This is a genomic window from Streptomyces sp. NPDC045701, assembly GCF_056432045.1.
In genome coordinates this window covers 1-14996 of the sequence record NZ_JBWKJV010000060.1, presented here as the reverse complement: position 1 = coordinate 14996, position 14996 = coordinate 1, and the positions used below count along the sequence as shown (strand labels likewise).

At 69.0% G+C, this 14996-nt stretch carries 9 protein-coding genes and 2 pseudogenes; 7 read left to right on the top strand and 4 right to left on the bottom strand.

Translation table 11 applies throughout. The features are described 5' to 3' along the window. Window positions 1-123: 123 nt before the first annotated feature. Window positions 124-1032: pseudogene (locus tag AC07DW_RS30290) on the bottom strand (IS982 family transposase). A 329-nt stretch (window positions 1033-1361) separates the two neighbouring features. Here AC07DW_RS30290 and AC07DW_RS30285 point away from each other — a divergent pair. The 3 genes from AC07DW_RS30285 (at window position 1362) to AC07DW_RS30275 (ending at window position 7108) form a co-directional block, all read left to right on the top strand. Next, on the top strand, window positions 1362-4352 hold the full coding sequence (locus tag AC07DW_RS30285; RefSeq protein ID WP_478860878.1) for a DEAD/DEAH box helicase: 2991 nt from the start codon (window positions 1362-1364) through the stop codon (window positions 4350-4352). A gap of 122 nt (window positions 4353-4474) precedes the next feature. Then, window positions 4475-5710: an SWIM zinc finger family protein gene (locus AC07DW_RS30280; RefSeq protein WP_478860877.1), complete on the top strand. Its 1236-nt coding sequence runs from the start codon at window positions 4475-4477 to the stop codon at window positions 5708-5710. Window positions 5711-5797: 87 nt separating this feature from the next. Beyond that, entirely contained in the window at window positions 5798-7108 is a 1311-nt protein-coding gene (locus tag AC07DW_RS30275; protein WP_478860876.1) for a hypothetical protein, read from the top strand. A gap of 827 nt (window positions 7109-7935) precedes the next feature. On the opposite strand, the gene AC07DW_RS30270 is transcribed toward AC07DW_RS30275, so the two are convergent. Then, window positions 7936-8682 carry a hypothetical protein gene (locus tag AC07DW_RS30270; protein ID WP_478860875.1) on the bottom strand — a complete coding sequence of 249 codons (747 nt, stop codon included), beginning with the start codon at window positions 8680-8682 and terminating at the stop codon, window positions 7936-7938. A gap of 851 nt (window positions 8683-9533) precedes the next feature. Between AC07DW_RS30270 and AC07DW_RS30265 the strand changes: the two genes are divergently transcribed. The 3 genes and pseudogenes from AC07DW_RS30265 to AC07DW_RS30255 all read left to right on the top strand — a co-directional run. Continuing rightward, window positions 9534-9713, top strand: coding sequence for a hypothetical protein (locus AC07DW_RS30265; RefSeq protein ID WP_478860874.1), 180 nt, complete (start codon window positions 9534-9536; stop codon window positions 9711-9713). A 601-nt stretch (window positions 9714-10314) separates the two neighbouring features. Continuing rightward, on the top strand, window positions 10315-12489 hold the full coding sequence (locus AC07DW_RS30260) for a bifunctional lysylphosphatidylglycerol flippase/synthetase MprF (RefSeq protein WP_478860873.1): 2175 nt from the start codon (window positions 10315-10317) through the stop codon (window positions 12487-12489). A 139-nt stretch (window positions 12490-12628) separates the two neighbouring features. Further along, window positions 12629-12897: pseudogene (locus tag AC07DW_RS30255) on the top strand (helix-turn-helix domain-containing protein); the annotation flags it as partial. 108 nt (window positions 12898-13005) lie between these two features. Here the strand turns inward: AC07DW_RS30255 and AC07DW_RS30250 are convergent. Both AC07DW_RS30250 and AC07DW_RS30245 read right to left on the bottom strand, forming a co-directional pair. Further along, window positions 13006-13143: a hypothetical protein gene (locus AC07DW_RS30250; protein WP_478860872.1), complete on the bottom strand. Its 138-nt coding sequence runs from the start codon at window positions 13141-13143 to the stop codon at window positions 13006-13008. Window positions 13144-13331: 188 nt separating this feature from the next. Beyond that, on the bottom strand, window positions 13332-13868 hold the full coding sequence (locus AC07DW_RS30245; protein WP_478860871.1) for a hypothetical protein: 537 nt from the start codon (window positions 13866-13868) through the stop codon (window positions 13332-13334). An 850-nt stretch (window positions 13869-14718) separates the two neighbouring features. On the opposite strand from AC07DW_RS30245, the gene AC07DW_RS30240 reads away from it, so the two are divergent. Then, window positions 14719-14996, top strand: a 278-nt coding sequence (locus AC07DW_RS30240; RefSeq protein ID WP_478860870.1) for a twin-arginine translocation signal domain-containing protein, incomplete at its 3' end; no start/stop codon positions are given.

Sequence of the window (14996 nt, the reverse complement as noted above, 5' to 3'; positions counted from 1 at the left end):
GAACCCCCGCCCCTTCACATGGACGAAGAGCGCCGACGAGATCCTCGAACGCCTGGCCTCATATCTTAATCGAATTCCCGGCGCAGGACACTAGATGAATGAGTCCAAGGGGTGTCGTTACGGTCAGTAGTCATAAGCGATCAACGACCGCTTCACGGGCTGGCCGGTCTTGTCGTTGTGCCAGATCGCTGCGGTGAGTGCAAGGATGCGTGACAGGATCCGCACGGCCACCCCTGCTGGGCTCTTGCCGCCGTGTCGTTCCAGGTCGAGCTGGCCTTTGAAGGTCTGGTTTATCGATTCGATGACCTGGCGCAGCGGCTTGAACAGGTGCGCTGCGGCCTGTTCGGGTTCGCCTTTGCGGGCTGGGCGCAGCAGCTTCAGGTGACGGTCGGTGAGGTCGTGCTCGAACTCGCGGCCGTAGTAGTTTTTGTCGCCGGTGATCGTCTGGCCGGGGTGGGAGGGCATCACGTCTGGTGCGGTGTCGGGCAGGTCGCGCAGTGTCTCCGTTCGTCGGCCTTCGCTCCGGTGATCGCGAAGAGGATGGGCAGTCCGCCGAGTGTGCAGACGAGGTGCAGCCGCAGGCCTCAGAAGTACCGCGAGTGTGACGCGCAGTAGCCGTACGGGGCCCAGCCGGCCAGATCGGAGCGCTTGGCGGTCTCCCGTGAGCAGCCGCAGCCGGCCGGAGTGGAGTCGACCACCCACACGTCGTCGCTCCACAGCGTGGTGTCCGTGGCGAGGATCCGGATCATGTGTGTGAACAGGGCTGATGCGGCACGCAGGCGCTTGTTGTAGCCGGACTGGCCGGGCAGGCAGGGGAACAGGTGCCGGAAGTCCCGTCCGGCCCCGGCGCAGCCAGCGCCGCTCGGAGGTGTAGCCGAGCAGCGCCGACATCACCGCAAGGGTGAGCAGGTCGGCGTCGCTGAGCGTAGGCGCGATACCTATGGCCGGATGGGAGGGAGCCAGCCACGGCGAAGCCTTCAGCTCGTCGTCGATCCGGGCGTATGTCGCGAGGGTGTCCAAGTCTGTTGTCACACAATGACATTGGGCGCCCTCGTCCTACGTCCGCAGGCGATCCCTTGGACTCATTCATCTAGCGATCCACAGGAAGCGGATGCAAGGCGTGATTACCCCCGGAGGGCACCTTGGGGGTCGCCGAGGTGTCTCCGCCAGATCGGCGTCATGCGCGGACACCGAGCCGCTCAGGGACTGGGTGTACTGATGCTCGTGCGTCCTTTGTCCGCGCCGCGAGCGCCGGGCACGGGCCGATAGCATTTGGCCGTACAGCTAGTGGATGCGTGATGACAAGCGTGACGGTGTCACTTCAGCGCATACCTGCACCTCGCCTCGAAGGGTATCCGATCATGGCGCGTATCCTCCAGGTCGTCGAAGTGGACGAGCCTGCCGAGCAGAGGAAGCCGCCAGCGGTTGCGCCGGCTGCCTCAGCCGTGCTCAGCGCATGCGAGGCTGTCTTCCTGCCTGGAGATCCGGCCCGCAAGGGCCGGGTGGCGTTTTGGCGGGCGGACGGCGGCGGGCTGCCTGACTGCGATGTGGAGCCGGAGGAGCTCACCGTCGTGCGGCCGCATGGGAGCGGGGTCCGGCGGCGGAGCGTGACCGCGTTGCTGCTGCCGGTCGCGCAGGCAGTGCCCGTACTCACCCGCGCTCACACCAGGGTGCAGAACGGCAACACCTCCGCCTCCGCCGTGTTGTGGGGAGCGGGAGCCCTTCTTGCGCTTCAACTCGCTGCGCGGGGACGGCTGCTGCCGGGGCTGAGCCCCGCCGGGTTCGACGCCTGGCGACTCGGTCCGCTGGACGGCGACGACGTGCGCCGGATACGCGAGCTGGCGGCGGCAATGCCGCCGGAGGCACGTGCGGTGCCGCTGCCGGGTTCGTCGCCCGTGGCGCTGCCCGCCGCCGAGCCGTTGCTGCGCGCCTTTTTGGACGCGGTCGCGGACGGCCTGCCGCGCTCCCCGGCAGCGCGGCATCTGACCGCCCATCGGGCCTTCGCCGCTCGGATGCCGGTACCCATTCCCGAACAGCGGGAGTGGGCGGCCGAGGTGGCCGCCGGGATGGACGCGGGCGTGCGCGTCTCCCTGCGTCTGGAGGAAGACAGCGCCGCCTCGGGCGGCAGCTGGGACGGCGAAGGGGACGGCGAGGGCGGCGGTGGGCCGGAGTTTCGGGCCGTGGTGCAGCTGCACAGCCTCGCTGACCCCACGCTGGTGGCAGATGCGGCGGAGCTGTGGGCCGGGGATGCAGCCGTCCCGGAGCAGTTCGGCGCCCGTACCCGTATCGACGCGTTGCTGGCGCTGCGCCGCGGCGCGAAGGCATGGCCGCCGCTGTCGCGCCTGCTGGCCGCGGCCGCGCCCGATGTGCTGCAGCTTGCAGACGACGAGCTGCTGGACCTGCTCGGCGAGGCCGCGGAGCGGCTGGCCGCAGCCGGAATCCAAGTCCACCTGCCAAAGGGCCTGGCGAAGGAGCTGACCGCGACCGGCGTGCTGGAGCCGCCCCGGCGCAAGAAGACGCTCTCGGACCTGGAGACCTTCCTCTCCTCTGGTCAGATTCTCGAATTCCGCTGGCAGTTGGCGTTGGGCGGCCAGCCACTGACCGAGGAGGAGATGGACCGCCTGGTCGAGGCGCACCGCCCAGTGGTGCGGCTGCGTGACCAGTGGGTGGTGGTCGACCAGGCGCTGGTTGGTAAGGTCCGCAAGCAGCGCGGCCGCGAGCTGACCGCGATCGGTGCCCTGGGCGCGGCGCTGACCGGCGAGGTAGAGATCGACGGCAGTCCTGTGCCGGTCACCGCGGGCGGCGCCCTGGAACAGCTGCGCGCGCGGATCGCCGGGCCGGAGGCGGCCCCTGACGCCGCATCGGCCACCGCCGGCCAGCCCGCCATGCTTGCAGCTACTCTGCGTGACTACCAGCTGCGGGGCCTTGCCTGGCTGGATCGGATGACCGGTCTCGGTCTGGGCTGCTGCCTCGCCGACGACATGGGCCTCGGCAAGACGATCACCCTGATCTCCCTCCACCTGCGCCGCCACGAGCGATCGGCCCGCGGCCGCACCCTGGTGGTCTGTCCGACGTCTCTGCTCGGCAACTGGGAGCGTGAGGTGCAGCGCTTCGCACCTGGCATCCCGGTACGCCGCTTCCACGGCCCGGGCCGCACCCTGGACGGCGTCGCGCCGAACGCCTTCGTTCTGACCACGTACGGCACACTGCGCCGCGACGCGGCGCTCCTAGCCAGCGCCGCTGTGCCCTGGGGCCTGCTGGTCGCGGACGAGGCGCAGCACGTCAAGAACCCGTACTCGGACACCGCGCGGGCGCTGCGCACTGTCCCCGCCGCCGGGCGCATCGCTCTGACCGGCACCCCGGTTGAGAACAACCTCTCCGAGCTGTGGGCTCTGCTCGACTGGACGACACCCGGCCTGCTCGGCACGCTCACCGCTTTCCGCGACCGCTACGCCCGTGCGGTCGAGGCCGACGGCGATCAGGAGACCGCTCACCGTCTCGCCCGCCTGGTGGGCCCCTTTCTCCTGCGGCGCCGCAAGTCGGACCCCGGCATCGCCCCCGAGCTGCCGCCCAAGACCGAGACTGACCAGGCTGTCTCGCTGACGAAGGAGCAGGCGTCGTTGTACGAGGCGCTGGTGCGCGAGTCGTTGGCGGCGATTGGCGAGGCGGATGGGATGGCCCGGCGCGGCCTGGTGATGAAGCTGCTCACCGGCCTCAAGCAGGTCTGCAACCACCCGGCGCAGTACCTGAAGGAGAAGAACGCGAAGCTCGCCGGCCGCTCCGGCAAGCTGGAGCTGCTCGACGAGCTGCTGGATGCGATTGTGGCCGAGGAGGGCTCGGTGCTTGTCTTCACGCAGTACGTCGAGATGGGCAGGCTGCTGGAGCAGCATCTGGCTGCTCGCGGCATGGCGGCGCAGTTCCTGCACGGTGGGACGCCGGTGAAGCAGCGCGAGGAGATGGTCGACCGTTTCCAGCGCGGCGAACGGCAGGTCTTCCTGCTCTCCCTCAAGGCAGCCGGCACCGGCCTCAACCTGACCCGCGCCGGCCACGTCATCCATTTCGACCGATGGTGGAACCCGGCGGTCGAAGATCAGGCCACCGACCGTGCGTACCGCATCGGCCAGACCCAGCCGGTGCAGGTGCACCGGCTGATCGCGGAGGGGACGGTCGAGGATCGGATCGCGGAGATGCTCAAGCAGAAGAAAGGGCTTGCGGACGCCGTGCTGAGCCATGGGGAGGCGGCCCTCACCGAACTCTCGGACGCCGAGCTGGCCGAACTGGTAACGATGCGCCACGACACCGCGCCTCACAGCCCGGACCGGCAGAGCACCATGAGGGGAAGCCGCACGTGAGCCGGCGCCTGACGAAGCCCAAGCAGCGGGCCAGGGATCAGCTCGCCCGTATTTTCCCTCCCTTTCCTCCGGCTCCCGGCCGCCGGGGTGGTTTCGTCTCAACCTGGTGGGGCCAGGCGTGGGTGTCGGCGCTGGAGGAGTGCTCACTCGATTCCGGCCGGCTCGCCCGCGGCCGCACCTACGCGCGGCGCGGATCCGTGGGCGAGATGACCGTGGTCAGGGGCCGGATCAGCGCCCCGGTGCAGGGCAGCAGGCCACGGCCCTACCGGGTGTCATTGGCGATCCCCGTCCTCAGCGAGGCGGAATGGGAACGGCTGCTGGACGCGGTGGCGGCGCGCGCCGGGCACATCGCCGCGCTGCTGGACCGCGACATGCCCACCGAGCTGGTCAGGGACGCGCTGACGGCGGGCGTTCGGCTGCTGCCGTCCGCGAACGACTTTCAGCCGTCCTGCTCGTGCCCCGACTGGGGCTACCCGTGCAAGCACGGCGCCGCTCTGTGCTACCAGGTCGCACGCCTGCTGGACGAGGACCCCTTCGTACTGCTGCTGATGCGCGGCCGCGGCGAACACCAGCTGCTCGACGAGCTCGCCCGCCGCAACGCCGCCCACGCGGCATCACAGGCAGCACCCTGCGTATCAGCGCCGGTTCCGTCCCCGCGCACCCCGACCGCACCCACAGGCACACCGGCCCGGGAGGCCTTCGCGGCGCGCGCCGGCCTGCCACCGCTGCCCGGACCGCCGCCCCTGCCCGAACGCATCGGGCATCCGCCCGTCTATGAGGCGTCCCGGCCTGCCGGACCCGGCATCGATCCGGAAGCACTTCAGATCCTGGCCGCCGACGCGGCCGGGCGTGCCCGTCGCCAACTCGCCGCCGCGCTGGCAGGCGATGCACCACCCGATCGGGCTGACCTGACGGAGTGGCAGGACGCTGTGCGCATCGCCGCCGAGCACCCGCAGACAGAGGTCTTCGCCCGGATCGCCCAGAGCACCGGCCGGCCGCCGTCTGAGCTCGCCCAGGCGGTACGTGCCTGGCGTTACGGAGGCGCGGCCGCACTCGCGGTCCTGGAGGATTCCTGGACCCCGGACCCCTCTCTGCTCGCCCGCGCCCGGGCCTCGCTCGCTGACGACTGGGCCGGCGGACGGCCTCCCCAGCTGCGCGCGTGGCGCAACCGCTTCACCGTCGTCGGCCGCGAGCGCCAACTGCGCTACGGCCGCGACGGCCGCTGGTATCCATACGGGAAACAGGACAGCGCCTGGTGGCCCATCGGCCCGCCCGACCCTGATCCCGCCACGGCCCTCGCAGCGCTGTTGGCGCTCCCAGACCGCCCCTCCTCATGGGACTCATCGGGTCGTGAGTGAGACCCGGTGAGTCCCATGAGGTGAGAAGATCAGCTGGATGGTTTCCGTCCATTGCGTTGAGGCTGCCGTACGAGCGAGGTGAACCAAGTGAGATCGATCCCCGCCCCCGAAAGCGACGGGGCGCCCCCGGACAGGCCGGACGATCGCGAGGCACGGCTGCTGGACTGGCTCGTGCCGGACGGGCAAGAGGTATCTTCGCTGTCGACAGCCGATGTTGAGCGCTTTTGCTGGTACGAACTGCCCCGCAAGTGGCACGCCGACCAGACCGAGCAACAAGAACTCCTCCGCTCGCTGGCACGGCTGCTGACCCGAGCTGAGCGCCCCCGGCCCGCAGCTGTATGCACCACGGAGACCACCGCATGGGTCCTGCGCGCCTGGCGCAACTCCCTGCAGGAAGGCATCGCGGCCTGCCGCAAGGCCATGGCGGACTCACCGACCACCCCGCCCGACACCCCCGAACTGGCCTGGGGCGAGACCATGGGAGCACAGGAGTCCATCGCCCACGCGAACGCCTCGATCCGCCTCGAACAGGCTCTGGACGCAGGCGGCCTCGACCCGGCCGCGCGGGGCTTCCGGGCCGCCCGGGTCCAACTGACCGAGCAGTGGCTGACCACACCCCATCCGGCGCACCATGGACGCCCTCCGCTCGATGCCATCCGCGCAGAACGACGTGACGTCTGGCAGAGTGCGCCTCCGGCTGAACGGCGGAACCTGCTCGCCCCTGTCCTGCCCGCGCTCGACCGCCCCCTTCCGGCGCCCCCAGACACAGCCGAGCCACTGTGCTGGCTGCTGCAGGCGATCGGTGACGGTGTGTCCCTCACCCAGGCCGGGTACCTGCCAAGCCGGCTCGTCGCCGAGGCCTTCGCGCGCTACCCGCACTGGTACCCGATCGGGAAGGGCCCCCGTTCCGAAGCCGACCTGTTCCAGCTCGCCAACCTGCACGAAATCGCCCGCCACTACAGACTGCTGACCAAACGCCACCGCACCGTGAAACTCAGCGGCGTGGGCCGTGCCCACCTCACCGACCCCGAACTCCGCCAGAACACCGCCGTCCTCGCCTGGCTCGGCGCCGACCGGGCCCAGCACCAGGCCGCGGAAGCCGCGGTCTGTGCCCTGTGGCCGGGCCCGGTGCCCCACGATGAACTCGAACACGCCGTCCACCACGTACTGGCCGCCTCCCTGCGCCACGCCGACGGAACACCCATCACCCACGACGACACCCGGCGGCTCCTGTGGCCGTGGCTGCACACCGGCCAGGAAATGGGCTACCTCTACCGCGAACGCGGCTCCGGACAGCCGACCGCGCTCACCGGCACGGGACGCCCCGCGGCCCTCGCCCTCCTGCGCCGACTCGCACAAGCACCCGCAACATTTGCAGTCGATGTGACCCGGCCCTGAAGGAAGGTAAGGGCTACGGCGGGGCCGGGGAAGACCTGGTAGCTGGCGGGACGACGCGTAGCGGATATTCAGGCCCGTAGCCCAGGCCGACCACGTCACGAGGTGGGACCACATGCCTCCACCAGAAGGGAGGAGGGGCCAGCGGCCGAAGGAGCGCCCATAGCGCCCCGGCAGCCGGCCGGAACGAACCGGCCGGGGAAGGTGGCCATAAGCCTGACGACTACGGGCTGGGCCGGTCCAGGGCGGTTTCACCAGGAAGATTCACCTGGCATGCGAGCAGGGCCAGAAACCGCTGGCACTGCTGGTCACGTCAGGCAGCACTGTGACAGCCCGCAGTCCGCGGGCCCTCGAATCGATCCGGGTGCCCAGGTCCGGCGGTGGGCGCCCCCGGCGCAGACCACTGCGGGTACGGGGCGATAAGCGCGCCAATCGCGCCTGCCTGCGCAGACGTGGAATCCGGTGCACGCTCGGGGAGCCAGCCCATCGGGTCTGCAACCGCAAGCGCCGGGGCAGCGGTGGTGGCAGGTGGTGGTTATCCGCCGGCCTTCGGCCGGCAGGACTACAAAGCTCGTCACGCGGTTGAGGGCGGAAACCAGCCCGGTCACCAGCGCGGTGAACGTGGTGAATCCCGGCGCTGTGAACATGCGCAGCTCCCCGGCACCGACGCGGGCACCACCGGACTTGCAGGCATCGGCTTCCCCTCGCCGGGCGCGGTTACCACAACGCCGACGCCGACGCTGCCGGTGCCCCGGCCCGCCGCGGGTGCGAACAGCCGGCCCCTCACCCGCCCGGGTGAGAACCGCTGTTCAGCTCCCGGGCACCGGCCGCTACCAGCGCGGCCCCAACAAGCGACGCCGCCGCAACGGCTTACCAGGGACGGCAGCATCGGATTGAAAACCGTCGTCGCCAACCGCGCGCCGCAAAGTCCGCAACACCGCCTCGGGGTCGTCATAGGGACCGTTGACGAAAAAGGGCTTGCCGTCCCGGCCAAAACCGACGGGGCTGGGGCCGGCAGGCTCGCCGAGCAGCACGGCGGCCTCCGCGAACTCCTCGGCGAGCTCCCCCTCAGGTTCGAACCCGAGGCCGCGCGCATAGGCTGCGGCCCCGAAAACCAGAGCGCGGGCAAGGCCGGCCGGGACCTGCACATGCCCCTCAAAGGCGCTGAAGAACAGCCCCCGGTGCCCGGCCAGCCGGCTCTCACTCATAGGCTCCGGGGCAAGCGCGTTCTTCACCCCCAGACACCACACGTCCAGCAGGAACCCCGCGACCTGCGCCTTCGTGGAGCGCGTGCTGTCCCCAGCGACGAGCACCGCGACCAGGCCACGCATCGCCTCCGCGTCGGAAGCCCCGGGATCAAGGCCCGCCCACTGCGGCGCACCCTGAAGATCCACACTGCGGCTCCAGCCGGTGTTCACCCAGCAACGAGGCTCGCCGCGGCCCATCCCCGCGGCCGCCGCCTCATTCAGCACCCCGGCAACATCTCCGGCGCTCATCCCCGTAGCCCTGGCGATCGCCTTCACCGACCGCCCCTGCTGACCAAGCAGCCGCACCCGCGCAACAAGCAACTCATCCATACGCGTAGCCTACGGCCAGCGCCAAGCACCAAGGAGCCGAACTCCAGCAGTCACACCCGCCCGAGCGACCCCGCGATACCTGCGAAAGCCGAGGGCGATGGGCTGATCCAGATACCGCTTGAACAGGCCGGTCGCGTCCACGCCAGCCCCTGTTCGCCGGCGAGGCTGCACCGTCAGCCCCGGCGTGCGGCCGCGGTCCTCCGGGCCGGCGCCATCGGCCACTCCGGCGCGAGCGGGACGACCGGCACCGTCGGCGGCACCAAACAGGTCTTCGGCGACGAGGTACTGGCCACCGCGGTCCCCGACCGCCTCCTGACTACTGCGAAGTAATCTCCGCCAACGGCCCGAGCTGCCGGCTGAAGAACCGGCTCCAGGCCCCGTGGCCCCTCCGCCGGCGGTCTCCGCGTCACGTCCACCCTTCTCCAGTGCAGTCAGGCTGAGCAGCCCGGCGGCCTTCCTGGTCAAAGCAGTAGCTGATCGATGGACTCCCCTGAGCACCACCGCAGCACATCCTGGAGATCCACTTACCCTCGCACGCCGCAACCCGCAGAGGTTCCATGAAGCTGTCAAGCGATGACATCACGGCTACCCCTGGGCGGCCCACCCCTGCGACTGCACCGAGCCGCGGGCCGGCTTCTTCACGGGAGCCCGGCCATCCGCCGGACAAGGACGAAACGTTGCCGTCGGTATCAGACAACGGAGCCGGATCGCGCCTGGGGACTGACCTGTCCCTCATCCTGTGGCGGCCTTCCTTCAGATCAGTGGGGCCGGAGAGGGTGGTGGCTCCGGCGCTTAGGCGTGCGGCCTGCAACAGGGACGGAAGGGGTACGCCCATCGCGGGAGATATCCTGATGGGCGTAGCAGCCAGCCTGCTGATCGCAGCTTACCTCACCGGTATTTACATCCTGTGGTCGATAGGAATCCCTCTGGTCGCGATTTTCATTATTATTTGGGTTTCCCGCTCCCTCAGCTTCCGGCGTCTCGTCCGCCGGCGCTCCTGGCTGACCCCGGCCGAGGAATCGCCTGAATAGAATGGCTATTTGTCACGCTGGTGCCACGAAGGCCACGGCCAGGAGGGCTATCGCGGGGCTGCCGGGCTGACGCCAGGTATACGCCGTGCCGGCTTCCGGGCACCGGGGCGGAGACGTGCACTGTGGTGAGGCATCGCGGACGCCTGGGCCGGGGGTCCGGACGGCGTCGGCGCGTTCCAATGCCGCTCTTCGCAAACCTGCTGGGCAGCGCGACCGCCGCTGGAAACCGGCGGGCCCCAGCAGTCAGCGCCCGCCTGCAGCCGCAGGGCGCACCAGCTGAAAAGCAGCGGCCCGTTCTTTGCCGCGTCGCACGCACCCGGCTGGAACCGGGCAGGGCCGCTGTTCCGGCCGCCCTTCTTCCTCGCAGGCGGCTGGCGGTTGTGAACGCTGGGAAACGTTAGTGTTCCCGCACCCTCTCCGTCACTCACACGTTTCTTGCTTGTCCCGGCGCTGCTCGTGGGACGCCCGCCGTGGGCTGGTGACATCCAGCGCCCTGGACGGCATCGCCGCCCGCTTCCTTCCGGTGCCAGGCGCTCACATAGTGACCAGCAGCGGTGAGGAGCAGAATGCAGAGAGGGCAGGGATGCGAAGGTGCGGTGACATGGACAGAGACAATGGTTCTCTTCGCGAGGAAGTATCCCCCAGAAGATCACTCCGGCTCGCTCGCCGTGTGCAGCGTGCCCTTGCGGTGTGCGCGCGTCTGCCGCTGGTCACGAGTCTTGTAGCCGTTGTGATCCTGGTGGGGGTGGCGACGGGTTCGCTGTGGAGCCCGGTCGAGAGCCGGCCCTGGTACCCCCAGGTGGCTTTCGGCGCCCCATCGCTTGAAAGCGGCCGGCTGTGGACGTTTGCCACCGGTGCGTTCGTCGTCTCCTCGCCCTGGGCTTATCTGCCCATGCTTGCGGGGCTGGTGCTGCTCCTGGGGTGGGCAGAGCGCTGTCTGGGGACAGCGCGCAGCGGGGTTGTGTTCTGTGCTGGACAGCTGGGAGCGACACTGGTGTCGGCGGCGTTGGCGGGGGTGCTGCGTCATTCCGGCTGGGACTGGGCTGCTGAGCTTTCCCACCAGCTGAGCGTAGGCCCTTCGGCGGGAGTCCTTGCAGCCGGGGCGGCTGCTTCTGCGGCTATGCGCTCTCCCTGGCGGCTGCGGCTGCGGATCTTCCTGGTTAGCTATGCACTGGTGTGGCTGCTCTACTCGGGCACGTTCACTGACCTGGCGCACTGGTGGGCGGTCGTGATCGGGCTGGGAGCGGGACGGTATCTGGCGGAGCCCTTCCCGGGAAGAGGCCGGGCCAGCCGCCGGGAATGGCGGCTGCTGTCCGTGTCTGGCCTTGTGGTGATTGCCATGACGCTGATTGTGGTGCGGCTCAGCCCGGGTGAGGGCCCTGTGGGCTCCACGCAGGGCCTGGGTATGGGCGGCGCCGAGCTGCTGGTGTCCCTGCTGGTGATAGCCATGCTCGTCAACGGGCTGCGCCGCGGGTCGCGGCGGGCGTGGTGGTGGGCGGTCTTTTTCTCTGTTCTCAATGTACTGCTGGGGCTGCTCGTCGCAGCAGCGCTTCTCATCAGGGCCGCCTCCGGTGCGGACGTCTCTGTGCAGGGTCTGCCCGTCCTGGTGCCTCACGCGGTGATCTGGGCGTTTGAACTTGCCCTGCTGATTGCCGGCAGGGATGCCTTTCGCGCCCCGCCGCGCCGCCGCCTCGGGACCCCGCAGACCAGCATCAGCCGCGAGCAGGCCACCGGGCTGCTCATGCAGGAAGGCGGCAGCAATCTGTCGTGGATGACGACCTGGCCGGATAACTGCTACCTCGCAGCCGCCCAAGGCCAGGCGTATGTGGCCTACCGGCTGCACGCAGGCACCGCCGTGGCGCTTGGAGACCCCGTAGGCAGTCCCGGGCACTGCCGCTCGGCTCTTCAGCAGTTCGACAGCATGTGCGCTGACACCGGAATGGTCCCGTGCGTATTTTCCGCCACGCGCGCGACTGCCGAGCAAGCTAGCGCGGCTCTGGGATGGCAGCACCTTCAAGTCGCTGAGGACACCATCATCGACCTTTCGGGTCTGGAGTTCCGTGGAAAAGCGTGGCAGGACGTCAGGACAGCTCTGAACCGTGCCAGGAAGGAAGGCATCAGCTACCGTCTGACTGCCCTCGCGAAGGAGCCGCATCATGTTCTTGCCCAGGCACGGGCCATCTCCGAGCAGTGGGTGGGCGACATGAGCCTGCCTGAGATGGGCTTCACCCTCGGCGGGGTCGAGGAAGCACTCGACCCGCATGTCCGGGTAGGGCTTGCTACCGACTCTCAGGGCCAGCTGCACGGCATCACCTCATGGCTGCCGGTCTACGGCCCGGGCGGGATCATCAACGGGTGGATCCTGGATGTCGTGAGGCGGCGCAGGGACGGCTTCCGGCCTGTCGTTGAGTTCCTGATCGCCTCTTCATGTGTTGCGCTGCGCGATACGGGAGCGGCCTACCTGTCGCTTTCAGGCGCTCCGCTGGCCCGTACGGAGGACAGCGGCCGCTCCCCCTCATCGCTCGATCGCTTTCTCGACCAGCTGGGCGCGGTACTCGAGCCGTACTACGGCTTTCGTACGCTGCATGCCTTCAAAAGAAAGTTCCGGCCGCGCTACGAACCGTTGTATCTGCTGTTCCGGGATGAGGGAGATCTGCCCCGCATTGGCGCCGCCCTCACGGCCGCCTTTCTGCCGCAGGGAGGCTTCCGTGACATCACACGGCTTGCGCTGCGCGAGCATGTTCCCTCACGCATCCGGCAGCCCCAGGAACCCTGATGGCCGCCGGGTCGGTAAGACCCGGTTCCGCAGCAGGTCAGCACTCAGGCGATTTCTGGGATCAGACCGGGCCCACGCTGGTCGGCCGTAAGGCCTGACCGCTGATGGGGTGGCGTCCCCGCTGAGCTCGGCGTGAGGACTGGATCCCGGAGGGTGGAGCCTGGCCGCTGACCGCCGGGCGTTTCGTGAGGGGGATCCGGCTTCAGGCCGGGCAGCGGTTCACGGCGGGTGAGAAGACCGCGGTCATCGCGAAAGGTCTGCGGGTGAGTATCCAGCCGGTGGAACGCTGGCGCCGGGCCTGGCGCGAGGGCGGCATAGAAGCCCTGCAGTCGGCGGGTCCCGCGACCTCCCCGGCTGTCACCGCCGCCCAGTTGGCCGCCGCCGGCGCACGGCTTCGACGACGAACGCTGCCCCTGGCCGGATCACTTCGGCGGACTTGCGCTGACGGCGGGGATGGCTGTTCAGAAGCCCGGCCTGCCGGCGGACGGGGGCGGAGCTGCCGGGTGATCTCCTCGCTCAGCCGGGCTCCGGCGCCGTGACCCCGTCAGCGGGGTCCGGTATGGTGCGGGCGAGGAAGGGATGGCGGCCGGTGAACTGGCCAGCCAGCGCCTGGGCCAGGATCTCGCGTGCGGGCCGGATGCTGGCCTTGCCCATCCGCACCTTCGGACCGCGTTCCCGGCGAACGGCCGTACCGGTGAACCGCTGGGTATGACCGCACTGCTGAGCGGTGGCCCTCCACACGGCTTCCTGCTGCGACAGCGGCTGATTTCCGGGCCACTCGGGGAAAACCTGCGGACTGCATGCGCGCGCGACAGCAGGGGGTCTGACGAACAGGGGTTTTCTCAAGACGGCCTGGGAATGAAGGAAAAGTAGGTTTGCGTTCCAGGCAGGCCGTGCCGGGAAACCCTCACACGGCTGTCCGCTTCATCATTGGTGTATGCCGTAGAGCAGGTGGTTCCCCAGTCGCAGCTGTCAATTCCCCACCAGCTCGTATCCGCGATCAGTGAGTACCGCCCGCCGGCCTTGTCCGAAAAGTCGAGCGCGTAGGAGTCAGTAGGGTTATCCCGGGCAACGTCGAAGTATATTCTGGAAGCAGGGGGGATTTCATCGCCGACTGCAATCCCGGTGAGCGCCGCCGGCCGGCCCTCTTCGGCGATGAAACGAATGTTGTCCAGGGTGAAGGTGTCGCCAGTTTTGTTCTCGATCACATAGCCATTTGTGTAGTGGTCGTCCGTTTGGATCCCGGCACCCGCAGTGTGTGGCAGTTCGGCAGCCCGGGCAGCCGGTTCCGTCATTCCCGCAAAAAGAATGGCTCCAACGAGCGAAGCGGTGATCACAAACGTGCGCTGATCACCCCTTCTCTTACTTATCCAGGTCATGGTGTCCCCTCAGAAACGATGTCTTATAACGTGAGTCTCAGATGAGGCTCTCAGATCACCCTGCCATGCCGTGCCGGCCGGCCGGATGATGGAGTGGCTGGTCAAGGCCGTGTCCTGTGTGGTGAGCCGGACGAGCCGCTTGTAGCAGCACGGGGCGGCGGCCAGAGAAGACCAGGCAGTTGCGGGGTTCTCGTCCGCAGCGGGGACTGAGCCGCCGGTAGCCGGGCAGCCAGGAATGGTGTCCGGTGACCCATTGGCGGCGGCCCGATTGCCCGGCGGACCTGATGCCTTTGCGGGCACCCGCACGCCATCGCGTGCCGCAAACCATTTCTCCACGTGATGGGCGGCGTACGCCGTGTGCGCAGGAGGCGCGGGGCTTGAAGTGGCGGCGGCGGGGGCCGGGCCTCGTTTGGTGCTCCCGCCTACAGGCTTCAGGCCCCAGCTGCCGTGGACGTTCGCGGCTGAGACGCCTGCGGGCAGGGGCCGTCTGTTCGCGCCGACAGGATGTGCGTTGCGCAGGGCGTGGCGTGCTGCATGCCGCTACCGCGCCTTCTGGGCGGGATTACCGGCTCCGGGGCCTCCCGGACCGCACCGACAAATCAGCTCCATGTACGCCGCTTCGTGATAAGCCCAACTAATCATCATCACACAGGACATCGATTTAATGCTGCCATTGACCTGGAATAAACAGGCGTTAGGAAAAGGGGGTGATTCTGGGCTGCAGGGCCCGGCGGCGGATTGCGTCCGGCCGATGCTGCCGCTGCCGGGCTTCACTCTTCCACCCACCGGTCCGGGTGACGTAGTTGATCCGCCGGCTCACCAGATGAGCACCTAGAACAGAAGGAGACGCATGCCGACGCACACCAGAAGGGACGTGCTCACCGCGGGCCTCGGAGCGGCGGCCGCGCTGGGGCTGGCTGGCTGCATGCGGCCGGAGGAGCAGCAGGCCGCTCCCTCGCCCAGCCGCGCCGGGCAGGGCCGCGGCAGGGATGGCGGGGGAGGCACTGGGCGCCTTTTGGGGGACGGGTCCACCTCCGACACCGGAAAGCAGCCGAACCAGCCCGGCAAGCCCGTTCCCCTGGAACCGGGCCAGACCCCGCCGCAGTTCGTCATCTTCTCCTGGGACGG

Coding starts and splice junctions, on each gene's coding strand:
- AC07DW_RS30285 (WP_478860878.1), top strand. CDS start 1,362: ATGGCGCGTATCCTCCAGGTCGTCGAAGTGGACGAGCCTGCCGAGCAG.
- AC07DW_RS30270 (WP_478860875.1), bottom strand. CDS start 8,682: ATGGATGAGTTGCTTGTTGCGCGGGTGCGGCTGCTTGGTCAGCAGGGG.
- AC07DW_RS30265 (WP_478860874.1), top strand. CDS start 9,534: ATGGGCGTAGCAGCCAGCCTGCTGATCGCAGCTTACCTCACCGGTATT.
- AC07DW_RS30260 (WP_478860873.1), top strand. CDS start 10,315: ATGGACAGAGACAATGGTTCTCTTCGCGAGGAAGTATCCCCCAGAAGA.
- AC07DW_RS30250 (WP_478860872.1), bottom strand. CDS start 13,143: ATGGGCAAGGCCAGCATCCGGCCCGCACGCGAGATCCTGGCCCAGGCG.
- AC07DW_RS30245 (WP_478860871.1), bottom strand. CDS start 13,868: ATGACCTGGATAAGTAAGAGAAGGGGTGATCAGCGCACGTTTGTGATC.